The sequence below is a fragment of the Chryseobacterium subflavum genome (assembly GCF_055762745.1).
Genome location: NZ_JBVTMR010000004.1, coordinates 148,361 through 162,837, shown reverse-complemented (window position 1 = coordinate 162,837; position 14,477 = coordinate 148,361). Strand labels below are relative to the sequence as shown.

The window sequence follows — 14,477 nt, the reverse complement described above, 5'->3', positions numbered from 1 at the left end:
TTTTAATAGAAGGGGGCTGTCGTCAGACAGCCTCTTTTTTGTTTAAAATATCAATTAAATTTCCATTAAAAAAGGCCCTGTAATATGCCGGGCCCTTTGGAATTTACCTGCAATTTGCAACTAAATTATATATAAACATGGTTGTTAGTTCGTTATAATCAACATTCAGGAATGCTTTCTTCCTGTTATGGTTGTGTTTTCCAGTGTGTTCCGTTTTTTACAGGAGGATCTGTTTTTGCAACCAGTTTTCCTTCTACCGTCTTTGATTGCTTGTCACTAGCAATTTTAAGCCCAGTGGCATTATTCTTTGCCATTTGAAAGTCGTTTTCATCATCCTGTCTGCAAGCTCCTAAAGTCATACAAACTGCCATAGCAATTATTAATGGAAAGGTTTTTAATGAGATAATCTTTTTCATAAAATTTCAGAGTTAAAAGGTTATCCCGGCCAGGTTTATCATTCAGAATTCTGAGTCCGAAATTATAGGCATAAAATGATAAAAAAAAGTACTTGTTGTCTCTATTCGGCAATTAAGACGTCCTAATTCATAAATAAGGACAATGTTAAATATTTGATTTTCAATTGTTTATTCAAATTTTTAATGTGTCGAAAACCAAGGGGATTAAATCATAATTGTTTAATAGGAATTAAATGATTTTATGTATTTTTGGTTTATAAATATGGTTTGTTAAATATTCGAAGTGATAAAAAAACTGCTTTTTATACTCGTCTTAGTAATTTTTAAATTATCCTTTTCTCAGGAAGGATACAGTGACTATTATAAACTCCGGTTGAAATACGAAAACTTCGAAGAAAATAACACTCAGGCGTTTCCATATATTCAACCTTATATTAATAAAGCTAAAAAGGAAAAGAATTTTGAAAAGCTTGTTCAGGGATATAAGGATGGAGTATTCTATTCCTCTTCCAACGAACAGAAGCTTATTTATGCAGACAGCACGGTATGGGCTGCTCAGCAATCCGGAGATAAAGATCTCATAAGTACTGCTTATCTAGAAAAAGGGGTTGTTTATTACTATCATTACAAAAGGTTCCAGGCAGCATTGAATGAATATCTGCTCGCTTACGAATATTCGAAGGATACGAAAAATGATTTCCTGAAATATCAGAATCTGTATCATATAGGTGTTGTAAAAAGTTATTTAGGATATTATGAGGAGGCCTCAAAATTATTTGAACAATGTATCGCCTATTACGGACCGAAATCAAAATCCGGATTGCATCCTAATGAAGTGTATAACAATAAAAAAGGTTATCTCAACAGCTTACATCAATTGATTATCTGCTACCGTAATTTACATAAGACGGATCAGGCAGATAAGGCTATCCACACTGGATTAGAACAGGTAGGTGCCAATGGTGAATACTCGCAGGAGAAAGGCTATTTTCAGCTTGCAAAAGGAATATCGGAATTTGATAAAAAAGATTATATAACGGCTGTCGATGATTTGAAACAGTCGGTTTTTCCTATGAAGAAAAGCGGTGATTTTGCACGACTATCCGTAGGATATTTTTATATAGGGAAAAGTTTTGCCGGATTAAAAAAGGATACGGAATCTATTGTGTATTTTAGGAAAGTTGATTCTATATTTCAAAAACATCAATTTATTCTTCCTGATCTTAGAGAAAATTATGAAATCCTGATCAAGCATTATAAGGAAGAAGGGAATCAAGGCGAGCAATTATATTTTACCGGTCAGCTTTTAAAAGCAGACAGTATTATTTCGAAGGATTTTATTTATTTGTCGAGTAAAATTCATAAAGAATTTGATACCAAGACTTTGCTTGAAGAAAAAAGTAAACTGGAGAAAGCCAATTCCTGGGGCAATATTATTATAGTAAGTTTAATTGTTCTGGCGATTATACTTACCATCCTTCTTGTCATAAGATATAGAAGAGAAAAGGATATTCAGCAGAAATATATCCTTTTGGAGGAAAAATTCAGTTTACATCAAAATTCAGTACCTGAAAAATCATTGTTGAATATAGATGCTGAGGAAAAGAAAACCGGATTAGATGAAAATAAGGTAGAAGAGCTTCTCACTAAGCTGAAAATATTTGAAGCAAAAAAAGAATATACTCAAAAAGGTCTTACCATTCACAAACTGGCCGGGCAGTTGGGAACCAATTCAAATTATCTTTCTCAGGTGATCAATGATTGTAAAGGAGTTAATTTCAATAAATATCTAAGTGAGCTCCGGATCAATTACATAACAGCACTTCTATTTGAGAATAAAGAATATCTTAAGTACCGCATAGAAACTTTAGCAAAGGAGTGTGGTATCGCATCCAGACAGAATTTTTCAGATTTATTTTATGAAATTAACGGGATCCGACCAACGGATTTTATCCGCAAAAGAAAACAGGAACTAGATAGTAAAAATAGTTTCTCGGCATTTAATCCTGCGTAAAAAAACATTTACTTCATATCCATATTCTGTTTTGAGTTTTTTTAATAGGAATATCTTTGTTATATTTAATGAAAAAGCTATCACAAAACAAAAGATCATGAAAAAATTCCTTTTAGCAATTGCAGTCATTGTTGTGGTGATCGTTGCGATATTGCTGATCAAGACATTTACGTATCCGTTTAAAAAAAATAATCTAAGTTCTGTTCCGGAAACAAAATGGGTTAAAAATGATTCTGCCATCCAAAGGTTCTCAGGTGGAATTAAAATACCTACAGTGTCAGCGGGTGATCTGGATGTTTTTGATTATGCTCCATTTGGACAATTCAAAGAATATTTGAAAAAATCATATCCTTTAGTTTATCAAAACACAGAAAACTATGAAGTTAATACCTATGGATTAGTTTTTAAATTAAAAGGAAGCAAACCTAATCTGGAACCTATCCTTTTTTTATCACACATGGATGTAGTGCCTCCGGGCGATGCTGATATCAAAAATAATGAACAAAATGTTTTCAGACCCGATGATAAAGCTTTACCCGCTGTAACCAAAGTAGCAGAAGATTGGGATTTTTCTCCTTTTTCCGGGGCGGTTGCGAATGGAAGAATTTATGGAAGAGGAGCGATCGATATGAAAGGAATGCTGTTTTCCCTGATGGAATCTCTTACCAATATGATTAAAAGCGGAACAGTTCCTCAACGCGACATTTATCTAGCTTTTGGGTTTGATGAAGAAGTAGGAGGACGAAAAGGAGCAAAACAGATCGCCGAGGATTTTAAGAAAAAAGGATTGACGTTTGATGCGGTTTATGATGAAGGTGGATTGATCCTGGAAAAAGGAGGGATTAAAGGAATAGATTCTGATGTTGCCGTAATCGGTTGTGCTGAAAAAGGATTTTTTTCTGCAAAAATAAAAGTGAAAGGATTGGGAGGGCATTCCTCAATGCCACCTATGGAAAGTGCCATCGGTAAAGCTGCTGTTATCATGCAAAGATTGGAAAAAGATCAGATGAAGCCAACCATCACTCCTCTTATTAAAGAGTTTTTTGATAATATTGGCGGAACAATGCCATTTGCAAATAGATTGGCTATTTCTAATCAATGGCTTTTAAAATCCGTGTTGCTTTCACAGTTGGCTAAAAACAATTCCACCAATGCTTTGATACGCTCTACAACAGCTCTTACCATGATGAAAGGGAGTGACGGAACTAATGTACTTTCCCCCGAAGTTGAGTTTGTGGTTAATTTCAGATTACTTTCAGGCAATTCTGTAAAAGATATAAGAGATCATATTGCTCAGGCGACCAAAGGTTTTGATGTAGAAGTGGAAGAGATTGACAATACCAGAGAGGCTTCTGCGATATCACCGACGAATGTTAGGGCATATAAAGTGATTGAACAGGGGATTAAGGAGGTTTATCCTAATTCTTTAGTCACTCCTTATCTTACCATTGCCGGAACAGATGCTTATAAATATCAGATTGTAAGTAAAAATATTTACAGGTTTATGCCTATTAAGATTACTGATGCTGAAAAACAAAGCATTCATAGTACTAATGAGTATATCAGTATTGAAAATTACATGAAAATGATTCATTATTTTGAGTATATCATGAAGAATTATGATAAGTGATTCATACGTATTATAGCCTGTAATTGATCCTGCTTCAAATTTAAATTTTTACTAAAAAAATATTAAACGTCAAGTTTTGACGCTTTACTGAAATAGCTTTGTCTTATCAAAATATAAAGCTATGGAATTGCCTTTTTATTTAAGCTATAAAGAGTTTGAAAATAATTATTACAATAATCTTGAAAAGTGGTTTGAAGAGCATCTGAATACCAGTGAAACTGATTTTTTGAAAAGTCTTGTGGATATGTATTGTCCATATCTGTATTACAACTTCACTCATGACAGGATTCAGGCTGATGCATCTATTCAAATCAAAGATTGTTTTTTCCCATACCATGAAAAAATTGGCTTATCTTTTTGTACCAACTGTGAAAATGATACAGAGAAGAAGCATAAAAAGCAAATGAACCATGTATTTGAATGGAGAACAATAACAATGATGGAATATGCGCAACATATTCTTGATAAAATAAACCGGTATTTTGCTAAAAACGAGATCTCTCCTAAAGATAAAAATGTTCTAGATTATATTAACAGTCGTGAAATCATTACTTTTAAAGAGGGAGCGGGATATTGTGTGAATTACAATCAACATCAGAAAACTATTTCTTTTTTAAAGGCTTACCTTCCTTGCCATGGGCAAACTGTAAATATTGGAGTTTATCGTGATTTTATTTTTTCTGTTGTTCAGATCGCTCAATTTATCGATCGGAAATTAAGAGCTGTACAGGCTACAGAAATGACTATTTATAATAAGCTGAAATCAGATGCAAGATTCAAGGTGCAAATGAGCCATCAGTTTCTTACCATGTGTAACTAATTATACAACCGACATCAAAACATTCATTATAACTCAATTATGGTTTTATTGGTATTTGATACTGATCAAACAAACAAATCCTGATTACATGATCAGGATTTTGTTTTTATTATTGGGTTATCTGTATAGGATGTTTTAATCTGAGAGAAAATTCCTGAAGGTAATACAGCCAGTTTTTACCGGAAGTAATTTCACCTGCTTTATCCCAGACAGCACCCGTATAAAAGGTAACGGCCTGATTGCTTTTTACATTAGTTTCCGAGCCCAGATGTTTATTCTTATCAATAATAAGGTTATTGCTGTGAGGGTATAGAATGGCGCTACCTACAGTTCCGTTTTTTGAGTTCTCAGGCCAGTAAGCAGCCAGCTGATTATCCTGGTCGATGATTTTTTGCCCCTTACCATCCCAATGAACAATACCGGTAAAAACAGGAAGGGTCTTTTTTCCTTTAAAGTCATACCTAATGACAGATTTGTTAAGTTGTGAGCCTGCATCCAGACTGATCCTTTTGAGTGCGGAAATTTCATAGCCGTCAATTTTTACTTGGGGATAAGTGAGTTCAAATGTAAATCGAAGAGGACCTTCTTCAATGATTTTGTAGGAAGTATAATTTCCAAGATAGGCAAAATTATTATTTATAAAAGGAAGAACATCACCCGCTCCCAAAGTATGGCCCACCTGAAAAAAGTCCAACCCATCTCCATTATCCTGATGGTAATTATTGAGTTGATACCATTGGTTGATAATCATTTTGTTGGTTCTTTTTGTCCAGGCGTCCATTCCCCAACCGTTTTGTTCAGGAACTTTTTCCAGTTCTTTTCCATACATACGGAAAGCGATCTTCTCGTTTTCCCATGCAAAATCTCCAAGACGTTCGGGTACAAATCTTCCGTACACTTTAGGCTCAAAATGCTGTGGTGAAGATTTATAAAATTCTATTTTTTTTATTTCGCCAGCCCTAAAGTCGCTTTGAATAAGAAGGTCGCCGTTGGCCAACCACTGATAGGGGAGCTCCTTTTTGGAAGATGCATCATTAATGGTAAAGTTTTGACCGGCGAGAATCCTGACTTTTTTTAAAGGAATTTCGACGGACTCCATATTTCGGGGAATCGTAAGACTGTTTTTTAGCTCTAATTTTAATAATATGGATTGTTGGGCATGCATGAAAGATACACAATGTATCATTACTAAGCCCCATAATGTTGATTTCATGAATTTCCGGTTTATTGTAAATACCAATCTTTATATCGTTTCAATGCTTCCAGAAAATAATAATCAGCATAGATTAACGGGACATCGATTTCTGAATGGAGTGGTAGCCCACCTGTACTGTGCATGAGGAGAAAGCCACCATTCGTTCCGGCTTTTGCCTGATAATGATCTCCTGATAAGCTTACTATCATTTGCCGTGCATTGTCGACATAGTTTTTTCTTTCATCTGCTTTTACATACTGTCCTAATTCCAGTAAGGCAGATGCCATAATTGCAGCGGCAGAAGCATCACGGGGAACTTCAGGAATTTTTGGATCATTGAAATCCCAAAAAGGAATCTTGTCCTCCGGTAAATTTGGATTATTCAGAATAAATTTTGCGGTATGCCTGGCCTGGTCAAGATATGCTTTATTTTTAGTAAAGCGGTACATCATGGTATAGCCATATAAGGCCCACCCTTGACCTCTTGCCCAGGCAGAAGAATCTGAATAGCCCTGAAAGGTTTTTTTACCGAAAACTTCACCTGTATTGACATTATAATCAATTACATGATATGAGCTGTAATCGGAACGAAAGTGATTTTTCATGGTTGTATTAGCATGGGCGATTGCAATCTCTTCTAACTTTTTATTACCTCCATTTTGGGCTGCCCAATTGAGCATTTCCAGGTTCATCATATTGTCAATAATAACGGGACCTTTAAAGTCTGCCATCTTATCCCAGGACAAAATAGCCTGCATTCCCGGCCGGAATCTTGTGGATAATGATTCCGCTGAAGTAAGAATGATGTCTTTATATATAGGGTTTTTAGTGATTCTGTATGCATTGCCGAAGCTGGTGAACATCATAAAGCCTAAATCATGATCTCGTGTAAATGTTTTATTAGGCTCAATCAGCTGTAATCTCTTTTCTGCTTCTTTTCTGATCTCAGGATCTCCTGTCTGTTCATAAATCATCCATAATGATCCGGGATAGAAACCTGAACACCACCATGTAATATCTTTTGTGGTTACTTTATCAATAGACGCATTATAAGATTGAGGCATTTTATCCTGTGGTATGCTTTTCATTAGCTTCTTGTATTGCTTATCTGCGAGCTGAAATTCATTCTGAATTAGCTTAGACATTTGCTTACTATTCTGTGCAAATGCTAAGCTGGTGATGGTCAGAAATAAGCCTGTTGTTATGTTTTGTAAAATCATAGATTATGCATATTCGAAGTACAATTTAATTAAAATTTATAGAAAATATTTAAAATCCGCATTATGGATGATGTTTGAAAAATATTTTATAAGATTAATTGCAGTGAAAATGATGGGTTATTTTATTTGAAATAATTTATAACTTATTTATTTTGAAAACATTTGATTTATTTTTTTAACTTTGAGTTAGCGATAGTGGAATATTCTTATAAGAGTACATTAGGCAGACAGATTAAGATTGTATCATGTTTTTTATCAGGTTCTTAAAATTGAATTATTTATATCTAATCTTTTAAAACCAATCAAGTTATGAGAAAAACTATTTTATTTTACTGTTTATGCCTACCAATGCTTTATTTTTCACAGGTTGGTATCGGTACAACTAACCCTCAGGCAGTTTTACATGTTGACGGAGCAAAAGACAATGCGGTCACAGGCGCCCCGACTGCAGCTCAGGAAGCAAATGACTTTGTTGTTACCGCAGCGGGAAATGTGGGAATAGGAAACGCAAGCCCACAAAGGTCATTGGATGTAGATGCCAAAAATCAAAGCCTTAGAATCCGGAATTTAATCAGACAAGTACCTTCAAGTTTCGATATACTTACAAGGGATTTGGCTACCAGTGATGTTGTAGCTACGTCTTATAGTTATACCGAAGCTGTAACTGTGGCGGCTGGAGCCAGTGCAACAGTTACAGTACCCTCTACGGTGAATATTGCTACCGGTCTTTTCATTGTAAAATCTACAAATGGATGTGCAAGAGCTATGATTACAACCTTTGTATATAATGGCTTATCTCTCGGATATGTATCAGGAGTAGCAAGAGATAAAATTGGAAATCCCACTATTGCTCCGATTGCTCCTTCTGCCAATACTTCGGGAACATGGAGTGTAGTATTTCCCAATGTAACCAATTGTGCTGATGGAGGGACGGGAACGCAATTCGACTTTACTGTTATGAAGGCTACAACTGACTCTTACACGATTACTAATAATGGTAATGTATCCAGAACATACCAATTAACGGTTAGTCGCTTATAAGATAAGTTTGCATAAAATCCCAAAACAAAAAAAACATTGAATTTCAATGTTTTTTTGTTTTTTAAGATTGGATGTTTCCCGGTATTGCCAGGTTTATGGTCATGTATTCAAAGAGCTTATGTCAATCCGTTTTTTAGGCGTGGCTACAGTGGTTTATCAATCTTTGTAAAAGTATAGCTGATTTAGATTATTTTATTACAGAAAATACACTAATCTTGTTGGTGAATTATTATTAACTATAATGATAACTATGCTGTAAGTTTTTCCTTAATTTTAGCTATATTATTGGTATTATTCTTATTTAGAAAAAGGAGAAGTTGAATCAGGTTTTTTATGGATTTAAAAATATATATTTGTCCTTAGATACAAACATATTTTAATTCTAAAAACACAATCAAATTATGGAAAAATCAATTATTCCCTTCTGTTTATGTTTATTAACAGCTTATTATGCGCAGGTTGGTATTGGTACTAAAAACCCTCAGGCTATTTTACATGTAGATGGGGCAAAAGACAACGCTGCTACCGGAGTTCCAACCACAGCCCAGCAAGCCAATGACTTCGTTGTGACTGCGACAGGCAATGTAGGTATCGGCAATGCAAACCCACAAAGATCACTGGACGTGGATGCCAAAAATCAAAGTCTTCGGGTGCGAAACCTGATCAGACAGGTACCCTCGAGTTATGATATTCTGACAAGAGATCTGACTACTGATGATGTTGTTGCAACGTCCTATAGTTATACTGATGAGGTAACGGTAGCTTCAGGCGCAAGTGCAACTGTGACAGTGCCTTCAACAGTTAGTATAGCTAGCGGGCTTTTTATTGTAAAAGCTACAAATGGGTGCTCAAGAGCTATGATTACAAGTTTTGTATATAATGGTTTATCTCTTGGATATATATCAGGTGTAGCAAGAGATAAGATTGGAACTGCGAGTATTGCTCCTATTCCTGCGTCTTCTAATATTTCAGGAACATGGACAGTAACTTTCCCTAATGTTACCAATTGTAATGGAGATGGGGGAACAGGGACACAATTTGATTTTACTGTTGTGAAAACAACAGCTAACTCTTATACGATTACTAATAATGGTAATGTATCCAGAACATACCAATTAACGGTTAGCCGCTTATAAGATAAGTATGCATAGAGTACCCAAAAAAACATTGAATTTCAGTGTTTTTTTATTTTAAAAAGATAACCAAGCTTTCGGTTCGGCATTCACAAGAGTTTTTAACTTTTTGCTTTATTTTGATTAAATTATTTTTACTAATCTTTTTAGGCTGAATAAATTTGGCTTGTTTTATGTAATATATACCACAGTTTAAAAAATAAAAAAATGAAAAAGAAATTATTTGGCTTATTAGCTTTTGTGTTGTTCGCTACAGCTATTAATGCCCAAGAGATTGTAAAAAAAGAAGTTAAAAATGTAGGTAAAGCCATTGAGAAAGGAGCAAAAGCAACTGGGGAGGGTGTGAAAGATGGTGCTAATTGGGTAGGTAAAACAGCGACCAAAGGTGCAAAAGCTACTAAAAAAGGAGTTAAAAAAGGTACAAAATGGGTTGGTAAAACAGCCACGAAGGGAGCCGATGCGGTTTCAGATGGTTATAAAGATGTGAAAGCAGATTTAAAGAAATAATTTTTTCTGAAAAAATAAGAAAAACGACTATCAGTAATGATAGTCGTTTTTTTTATGATCTATATCTTTTGAATTAATTCTCTTTGTTAAGGGCGTGTAGTTGTTGGTTCATCCCGGATTAATATTTTATTTAGGCTAGAAATTATTACAAAAAAGGAGCCTTTCAATTGAAAGGCTCCAATCCAGTATTTAAAAAAATTTTAAAAAGTGTTTTTTGCGTAAAAGCTTCCCGGGGCAGGGAAGCTAATTTAACTTGATGAAATTTATCAGTTGGAAAACTAATATTCGAATATACTAAGTGTGAACAAGCTTTTTTATGATCGTGATCATAATATTAGTTGTATTTTGATAGTAATATCTGTTGTGTAAAAATTATGTAAAAACGAAGTATTAAGTATCTGTTTTGTATATATAAAGCTCTGAAAACAAAACTATAGAAAAATAATGATGTTGTATGAAAAAAAATAACGCACTGATTTTCAGTACGTTATTTTGCAGAAAGGAAGGGATTCGAACCCTCGATACAGTTACCCGTATACTACCTTTCCAGGGTAGCTCCTTCAACCACTCGGACACCTTTCTGTTTGAGATTGCAAAAGTAATGTATTTTCTTGAATTTACAAATAATTAAAGCAATTAGTCTGTAATTTCTCCACATAAACTCTTTGAAAAGTTTTCTGCAAAGCTTCCCTGATATTTAGGATTGCCGACTAAATGCATCGCTTTTGTTATTGCAGTTTCTGCGGTCATATCTTTTCCGCTTATAGCACCAATCCTCGAGAAAATATTGCTGTTTTCGTATTTTCCAAACGAGATTCCTCCTGAAATACACTGACTTACCACTACGATTTCAGTTCCGTTATTTCGGATTTCCTCAAGTGTCTGTTGTGTTTTTTCGCTGCTGAAAATAGTTCCGGAACCAAAAACCTGAAGAATAAGGACTTTCATTTTGGGAATTTCCTTGAAATGGCTTAAGTGCATTCCCGGAAAAATTCTCCAGAATAAAATATCCTCGGAAATATGATCATCAACGTGAAACTCCATATTCTGATCACAGCGGTGAAGGTTATCTTTGATGATATTAAGGTGAACCCCGGATTGACCCAGAATAGGGTAGTTTGGACTTGCGTATGCATCAAAATATTCTGCGGAGTATTTTAATGTCCTGTTTCCTCTCAATAGTTTATACTCAAAATAGATGGCAACTTCCTGAATAACAGGTTCGTTGTTTTCATATAAACTGGCGTAATATAAACTTGTAAGCAGATTTTCTTTAGCATCGGTCCTGAGATCTCCAATAGGAAGTTGTGAACCGGTAAAAATAACCGGTTTTCTCAGTCCTTTCAACATAAAACTTAGTGCAGAAGCCGTATAAGACATGGTATCTGTTCCGTGAAGAACCAGAAAGCCATCATAATGATCATAATTTTTATGAATATAATGGGCAATGATTTTCCATTCTTCCGGTCCCATATCTGAAGAGTCCAGAGGTTTTGCAAAAGGATGGACGAAAACTTCACATTCCATAAGTTTCATTTCCGGCATTTTTTCAAAGATATTTCCGAAATCAAATGCTCTAAGGCTTCCGGTTTCATAATCTTTTTCCATTCCAATAGTTCCACCAGTGTATATCAACAGGACTTTTCGTTTCATGTATTACTTTTTATTAAGAAGTTGAACCTTGTGCAGGTTTATAAACTCAAAATTACGTTAATTTGCAAAGATTTGAAAATGAATGAAACGCTTCATGATAAATTTTATAAAATCATTTTATAATGAGTTGCGTTCCATCTTGTTATTAAAAAGAAATTGAATGCAGATGAAAGATTTAGCACAAACTTTTGAATATTTAAAACAATTTTTAACGGATGAGAGATTAAGGAAGATCGAACATTTTTCTCAAGAGAGTTCTGACTTTGTACTTCCCGTAATGGAAGATATTTATCAGTTCAGAAATGCAGCAGCTATTGTTAGATCTGTGGAAGCCTGTGGGTTTCATAAAGTGGTAGCTATGGAAGAAGAAAATGTTTTTAATCCCAATCTTACCGTTACAAAAGGTGCTGAAACATGGGTTGAAGTAAAGAAAATGGCTAAAGATATTTCGTCACTTCAGGAAATTAAAAATGAAGGTTACAAAATTTTAGCCGTTTCACCAGAAAAAAATGCTGTGATGCTTCCTGATTACCACATTACGAAGCCTATTGCCTTGGTATTCGGAACTGAGCTGGAAGGTGTGTCAGAAGAAGTTCTTGACTTTGCAGATGAAACACTGGCTATTCCCATGTATGGCTTCACAAAGAGTTTTAATGTTTCCGTTGCTGCAGGAATCTGTATGTATGAATTAAAACAAAAACTTCTCAGATCAGGAATAGAATACAAACTTAATGAAGAGAAACTCCTGCAAATGAAAATACGATGGGCTGTGAATTCTATAAGAAGCGGCCATGAAATCCTCGAACATTATTTAAAAACATAATTCCGATTGTTAATCTGATGAAAAAATATACCCTACAATTATTTATCTTTTCTTTTGTAATGTCCCTTATCAGTTTAGTTATCATGGAAAAAGGGTATAAAGAATTATATCCGTTTTTCAGTTGGAAGCTTTTTACAGTGCCTAGCGGAGGAGAGGCTACGGAAGACCAATATAAACTCTATGGAATCACCGATAGTGATACCATTAGAATTGTAAATAAATCCGTCCGCAGCTATGATGCCAATGACAAAGCTGTTATCGTGGGAACATATGGTAAAAGAATAGAAGATAATGTGAACAAGGAAGAAAATAAGAGGAAGCTACTGATTTTCGCAAAAGATACTGAACCTCAATATAAAGGTTATCTTCTTTATAAAGAGACTTATCGTCCGAAGGAAATAGGAGAAGCAAAGATGAATATCAACAAAAAACTGATTGTAAAACTGTGATGAACTATCCTCAGCTTACTGTATTCAATTATAAGGTTGCCTACTACATGGTAAGGTTTTTCGGATTGTACTGGCTGGTAGCGCAGTATCTGGAATTTATCAGATTGAAAGAAAGACCTGCGGCAATCTATGAACCTGTTTTTCAGCTTGAAAAGCTGATCTTTCCTGAATTTCCGGGGACATTTGTTTTTGCCGGACTTTTGATCGTCTGTGCTGCTCTTTTGATTATTACGGTTTTCAAACCATCTTATCTTCTTAATTTTTTTATTTTTCTGTTAGTCGCTATTATTAATCTCCCTATTGCGGCCAACTTTGGAGTCCATCACGATGGGCACATCATCGTTCTGGGATTTTTTCTTAGTATTTTTTTACTCCCAAAGGAATTAGAAGACAAGGATTATAAACTTGTACAATACTTTTATTTGGGAATACTAATGACCTATACCCTTGCGGGAATGAGTAAAATCCTGGGTACGGTAAAGAATTTGATTAAAAATACGGATAAGCTCACCTGGGTTAGCAAAGATGCTGCAAAGCTTAATACCTATGATAATTATTGGATGGCAGATATGCAAATACCTCCTGTATTTAAAAGTATTTATGCCTATGATCATATTTGGATTGTAATAACTGTATTAGGAATTTTGACGCAATTCCTTTGTTTTCTTGGGGGGGGTAATCGGAAACTGCTTACCTTCTTTTTAATATTCCTTTACATTTTTCATGTTTACACAGCTATATTTGTTTTAGCTGAATTTGAAAATGCAAATTATTTCCTGATTGTCATCTTTTTCCCTTATCATCTTTTGAGACCTCTGTTTAGAAAAAAATATTCGGTTGCTTAAAAAGGATAAGCTTGTAATGTTATGCAGCTATTTTAGATGAAGGTAATTCCATGATGCGACAAATATGCCTGCTGTTTCGGTTCTGAGTCTCTGATTTCCAAGGGACACGGCTCTTACTTTTTGATCTGCAAGAGTTTGAATTTCCTTTTCAGAAAAATCACCCTCAGGACCAATAAGAAAAGTGAAATGGTCCAGTTTGGGAATTTGATTAAGCTCAATTCTCTCCAGGTTTTCATGGCAATGAGCAACAAAAGTACTTTCCGGGGATATACCTTTTATAAAATCTGAAAACTTTACGGGATCATGAATGACAGGAAAGTGAAATCTCAGACTTTGTTTTGAAGCTGCAATAGCTTGTTTTCTTATCTTATCAATGTTGATATTTTTACGTTCTGTCTTTTCAGTTATTAAAAAACTGATTTCGGAAATACCCATTTCTACAGCTTTTTCTACAAAAAACTCTATCCGGTCAATATTTTTGGTAGGAGCAATCGCGATATGGAGTTTAGGATTGAAATCCGGAAGTCCGGTTTTGATGTCGGACACCTCCAAAAGAGCTTTTTTACCTTCCAAAATCAATTTTCCAAAGGCAAGATTTCCATTTCCATCTGTTACATGGACTTCCTCTCCGTTTTTCATGCGAAGAACTTTTACAATATGCTGTTGTTCCTCATCATGGATTGTTACGGTATTGTTTTCTATATTTCCGTGAAATAATTTCATAAGTGGGT

General features: G+C 34.8%; 14 protein-coding genes and 1 tRNA gene. 9 read left to right on the top strand and 6 right to left on the bottom strand.

Translation table 11 applies throughout. The features are described 5' to 3' along the window. Positions 1 to 185: 185 nt before the first annotated feature. Positions 186 to 416, bottom strand: coding sequence for a hypothetical protein (locus AC0INN_RS18120; protein ID WP_172283897.1), 231 nt, complete (start codon positions 414 to 416; stop codon positions 186 to 188). 283 nt (positions 417 to 699) lie between these two features. Between AC0INN_RS18120 and AC0INN_RS18115 the strand changes: the two genes are divergently transcribed. The 3 genes from AC0INN_RS18115 (at position 700) to AC0INN_RS18105 (ending at position 4,880) form a co-directional block, all read left to right on the top strand. After that, positions 700 to 2,430: a helix-turn-helix domain-containing protein gene (locus AC0INN_RS18115; protein ID WP_306614451.1), complete on the top strand. Its 1,731-nt coding sequence runs from the start codon at positions 700 to 702 to the stop codon at positions 2,428 to 2,430. A gap of 97 nt (positions 2,431 to 2,527) precedes the next feature. Further along, a complete protein-coding gene (locus AC0INN_RS18110) occupies positions 2,528 to 4,060 on the top strand; it encodes a M20/M25/M40 family metallo-hydrolase (RefSeq protein ID WP_306614449.1) in 1,533 nt (510 codons plus the stop codon). Positions 4,061 to 4,181: 121 nt separating this feature from the next. Beyond that, entirely contained in the window at positions 4,182 to 4,880 is a 699-nt protein-coding gene (locus tag AC0INN_RS18105; protein WP_306614447.1) for a hypothetical protein, read from the top strand. Between the two features lie 109 nt (positions 4,881 to 4,989). Here the strand turns inward: AC0INN_RS18105 and AC0INN_RS18100 are convergent, their stop codons facing one another. Together AC0INN_RS18100 and AC0INN_RS18095 are read right to left on the bottom strand one after the other, a co-directional pair. Next, entirely contained in the window at positions 4,990 to 6,093 is a 1,104-nt protein-coding gene (locus tag AC0INN_RS18100) for a DUF4861 family protein (RefSeq protein WP_306614445.1), read from the bottom strand. A gap of 11 nt (positions 6,094 to 6,104) precedes the next feature. After that, positions 6,105 to 7,295, bottom strand: a complete 1,191-nt coding sequence (locus AC0INN_RS18095) for a glycoside hydrolase family 88 protein (RefSeq protein ID WP_306614443.1) — start codon at positions 7,293 to 7,295, stop codon at positions 6,105 to 6,107. Positions 7,296 to 7,604: 309 nt separating this feature from the next. Between AC0INN_RS18095 and AC0INN_RS18090 the strand changes: the two genes are divergently transcribed. The 3 genes from AC0INN_RS18090 to AC0INN_RS18080 all read left to right on the top strand — a co-directional run bounded on the left by AC0INN_RS18090 (position 7,605) and on the right by AC0INN_RS18080 (position 9,976). Continuing rightward, entirely contained in the window at positions 7,605 to 8,336 is a 732-nt protein-coding gene (locus AC0INN_RS18090; protein ID WP_273650787.1) for a hypothetical protein, read from the top strand. A 401-nt stretch (positions 8,337 to 8,737) separates the two neighbouring features. Beyond that, positions 8,738 to 9,472 carry a hypothetical protein gene (locus AC0INN_RS18085; protein ID WP_306614441.1) on the top strand — a complete coding sequence of 245 codons (735 nt, stop codon included), beginning with the start codon at positions 8,738 to 8,740 and terminating at the stop codon, positions 9,470 to 9,472. Between the two features lie 204 nt (positions 9,473 to 9,676). After that, positions 9,677 to 9,976: a hypothetical protein gene (locus AC0INN_RS18080; RefSeq protein WP_306614439.1), complete on the top strand. Its 300-nt coding sequence runs from the start codon at positions 9,677 to 9,679 to the stop codon at positions 9,974 to 9,976. A gap of 495 nt (positions 9,977 to 10,471) precedes the next feature. On the opposite strand, the gene AC0INN_RS18075 is transcribed toward AC0INN_RS18080, so the two are convergent. Next, positions 10,472 to 10,558: transfer RNA gene (locus AC0INN_RS18075), tRNA-Ser, on the bottom strand. A gap of 54 nt (positions 10,559 to 10,612) precedes the next feature. Further along, positions 10,613 to 11,629, bottom strand: a complete 1,017-nt coding sequence (locus AC0INN_RS18070) for an asparaginase (protein ID WP_306614437.1) — start codon at positions 11,627 to 11,629, stop codon at positions 10,613 to 10,615. Between the two features lie 166 nt (positions 11,630 to 11,795). On the opposite strand from AC0INN_RS18070, the gene AC0INN_RS18065 reads away from it, so the two are divergent. From AC0INN_RS18065 to AC0INN_RS18055, 3 genes are read left to right on the top strand one after another with little or no spacing between them, the layout of a single operon-like run. After that, on the top strand, positions 11,796 to 12,452 hold the full coding sequence (locus AC0INN_RS18065) for a TrmH family RNA methyltransferase (protein ID WP_306614435.1): 657 nt from the start codon (positions 11,796 to 11,798) through the stop codon (positions 12,450 to 12,452). Between the two features lie 17 nt (positions 12,453 to 12,469). Beyond that, entirely contained in the window at positions 12,470 to 12,901 is a 432-nt protein-coding gene (locus tag AC0INN_RS18060) for a hypothetical protein (protein WP_306614433.1), read from the top strand. Next, on the top strand, positions 12,898 to 13,746 hold the full coding sequence (locus AC0INN_RS18055) for a hypothetical protein (protein WP_306614430.1): 849 nt from the start codon (positions 12,898 to 12,900) through the stop codon (positions 13,744 to 13,746). Before AC0INN_RS18060 ends, AC0INN_RS18055 begins: the two co-directional genes overlap by 4 nt. A 27-nt stretch (positions 13,747 to 13,773) precedes the next feature. On the opposite strand, the gene AC0INN_RS18050 is transcribed toward AC0INN_RS18055, so the two are convergent. After that, positions 13,774 to 14,469 carry an RsmE family RNA methyltransferase gene (locus AC0INN_RS18050; protein WP_306614428.1) on the bottom strand — a complete coding sequence of 232 codons (696 nt, stop codon included), beginning with the start codon at positions 14,467 to 14,469 and terminating at the stop codon, positions 13,774 to 13,776. Positions 14,470 to 14,477 lie beyond the last annotated feature (8 nt).

Excerpts from the sequence above, each read along its gene's own strand:
- AC0INN_RS18120 (WP_172283897.1), bottom strand. The coding sequence starts at position 416 with ATGAAAAAGATTATCTCATTAAAAACCTTTCCATTAATAATTGCTATG.
- AC0INN_RS18110 (WP_306614449.1), top strand. The coding sequence starts at position 2,528 with ATGAAAAAATTCCTTTTAGCAATTGCAGTCATTGTTGTGGTGATCGTT.
- AC0INN_RS18105 (WP_306614447.1), top strand. The coding sequence starts at position 4,182 with ATGGAATTGCCTTTTTATTTAAGCTATAAAGAGTTTGAAAATAATTAT.
- AC0INN_RS18100 (WP_306614445.1), bottom strand. The coding sequence starts at position 6,093 with ATGAAATCAACATTATGGGGCTTAGTAATGATACATTGTGTATCTTTC.
- AC0INN_RS18095 (WP_306614443.1), bottom strand. The coding sequence starts at position 7,295 with ATGATTTTACAAAACATAACAACAGGCTTATTTCTGACCATCACCAGC.
- AC0INN_RS18090 (WP_273650787.1), top strand. The coding sequence starts at position 7,605 with ATGAGAAAAACTATTTTATTTTACTGTTTATGCCTACCAATGCTTTAT.
- AC0INN_RS18085 (WP_306614441.1), top strand. The coding sequence starts at position 8,738 with ATGGAAAAATCAATTATTCCCTTCTGTTTATGTTTATTAACAGCTTAT.
- AC0INN_RS18080 (WP_306614439.1), top strand. The coding sequence starts at position 9,677 with ATGAAAAAGAAATTATTTGGCTTATTAGCTTTTGTGTTGTTCGCTACA.
- AC0INN_RS18070 (WP_306614437.1), bottom strand. The coding sequence starts at position 11,629 with ATGAAACGAAAAGTCCTGTTGATATACACTGGTGGAACTATTGGAATG.
- AC0INN_RS18065 (WP_306614435.1), top strand. The coding sequence starts at position 11,796 with ATGAAAGATTTAGCACAAACTTTTGAATATTTAAAACAATTTTTAACG.
- AC0INN_RS18060 (WP_306614433.1), top strand. The coding sequence starts at position 12,470 with ATGAAAAAATATACCCTACAATTATTTATCTTTTCTTTTGTAATGTCC.
- AC0INN_RS18050 (WP_306614428.1), bottom strand. The coding sequence starts at position 14,469 with ATGAAATTATTTCACGGAAATATAGAAAACAATACCGTAACAATCCAT.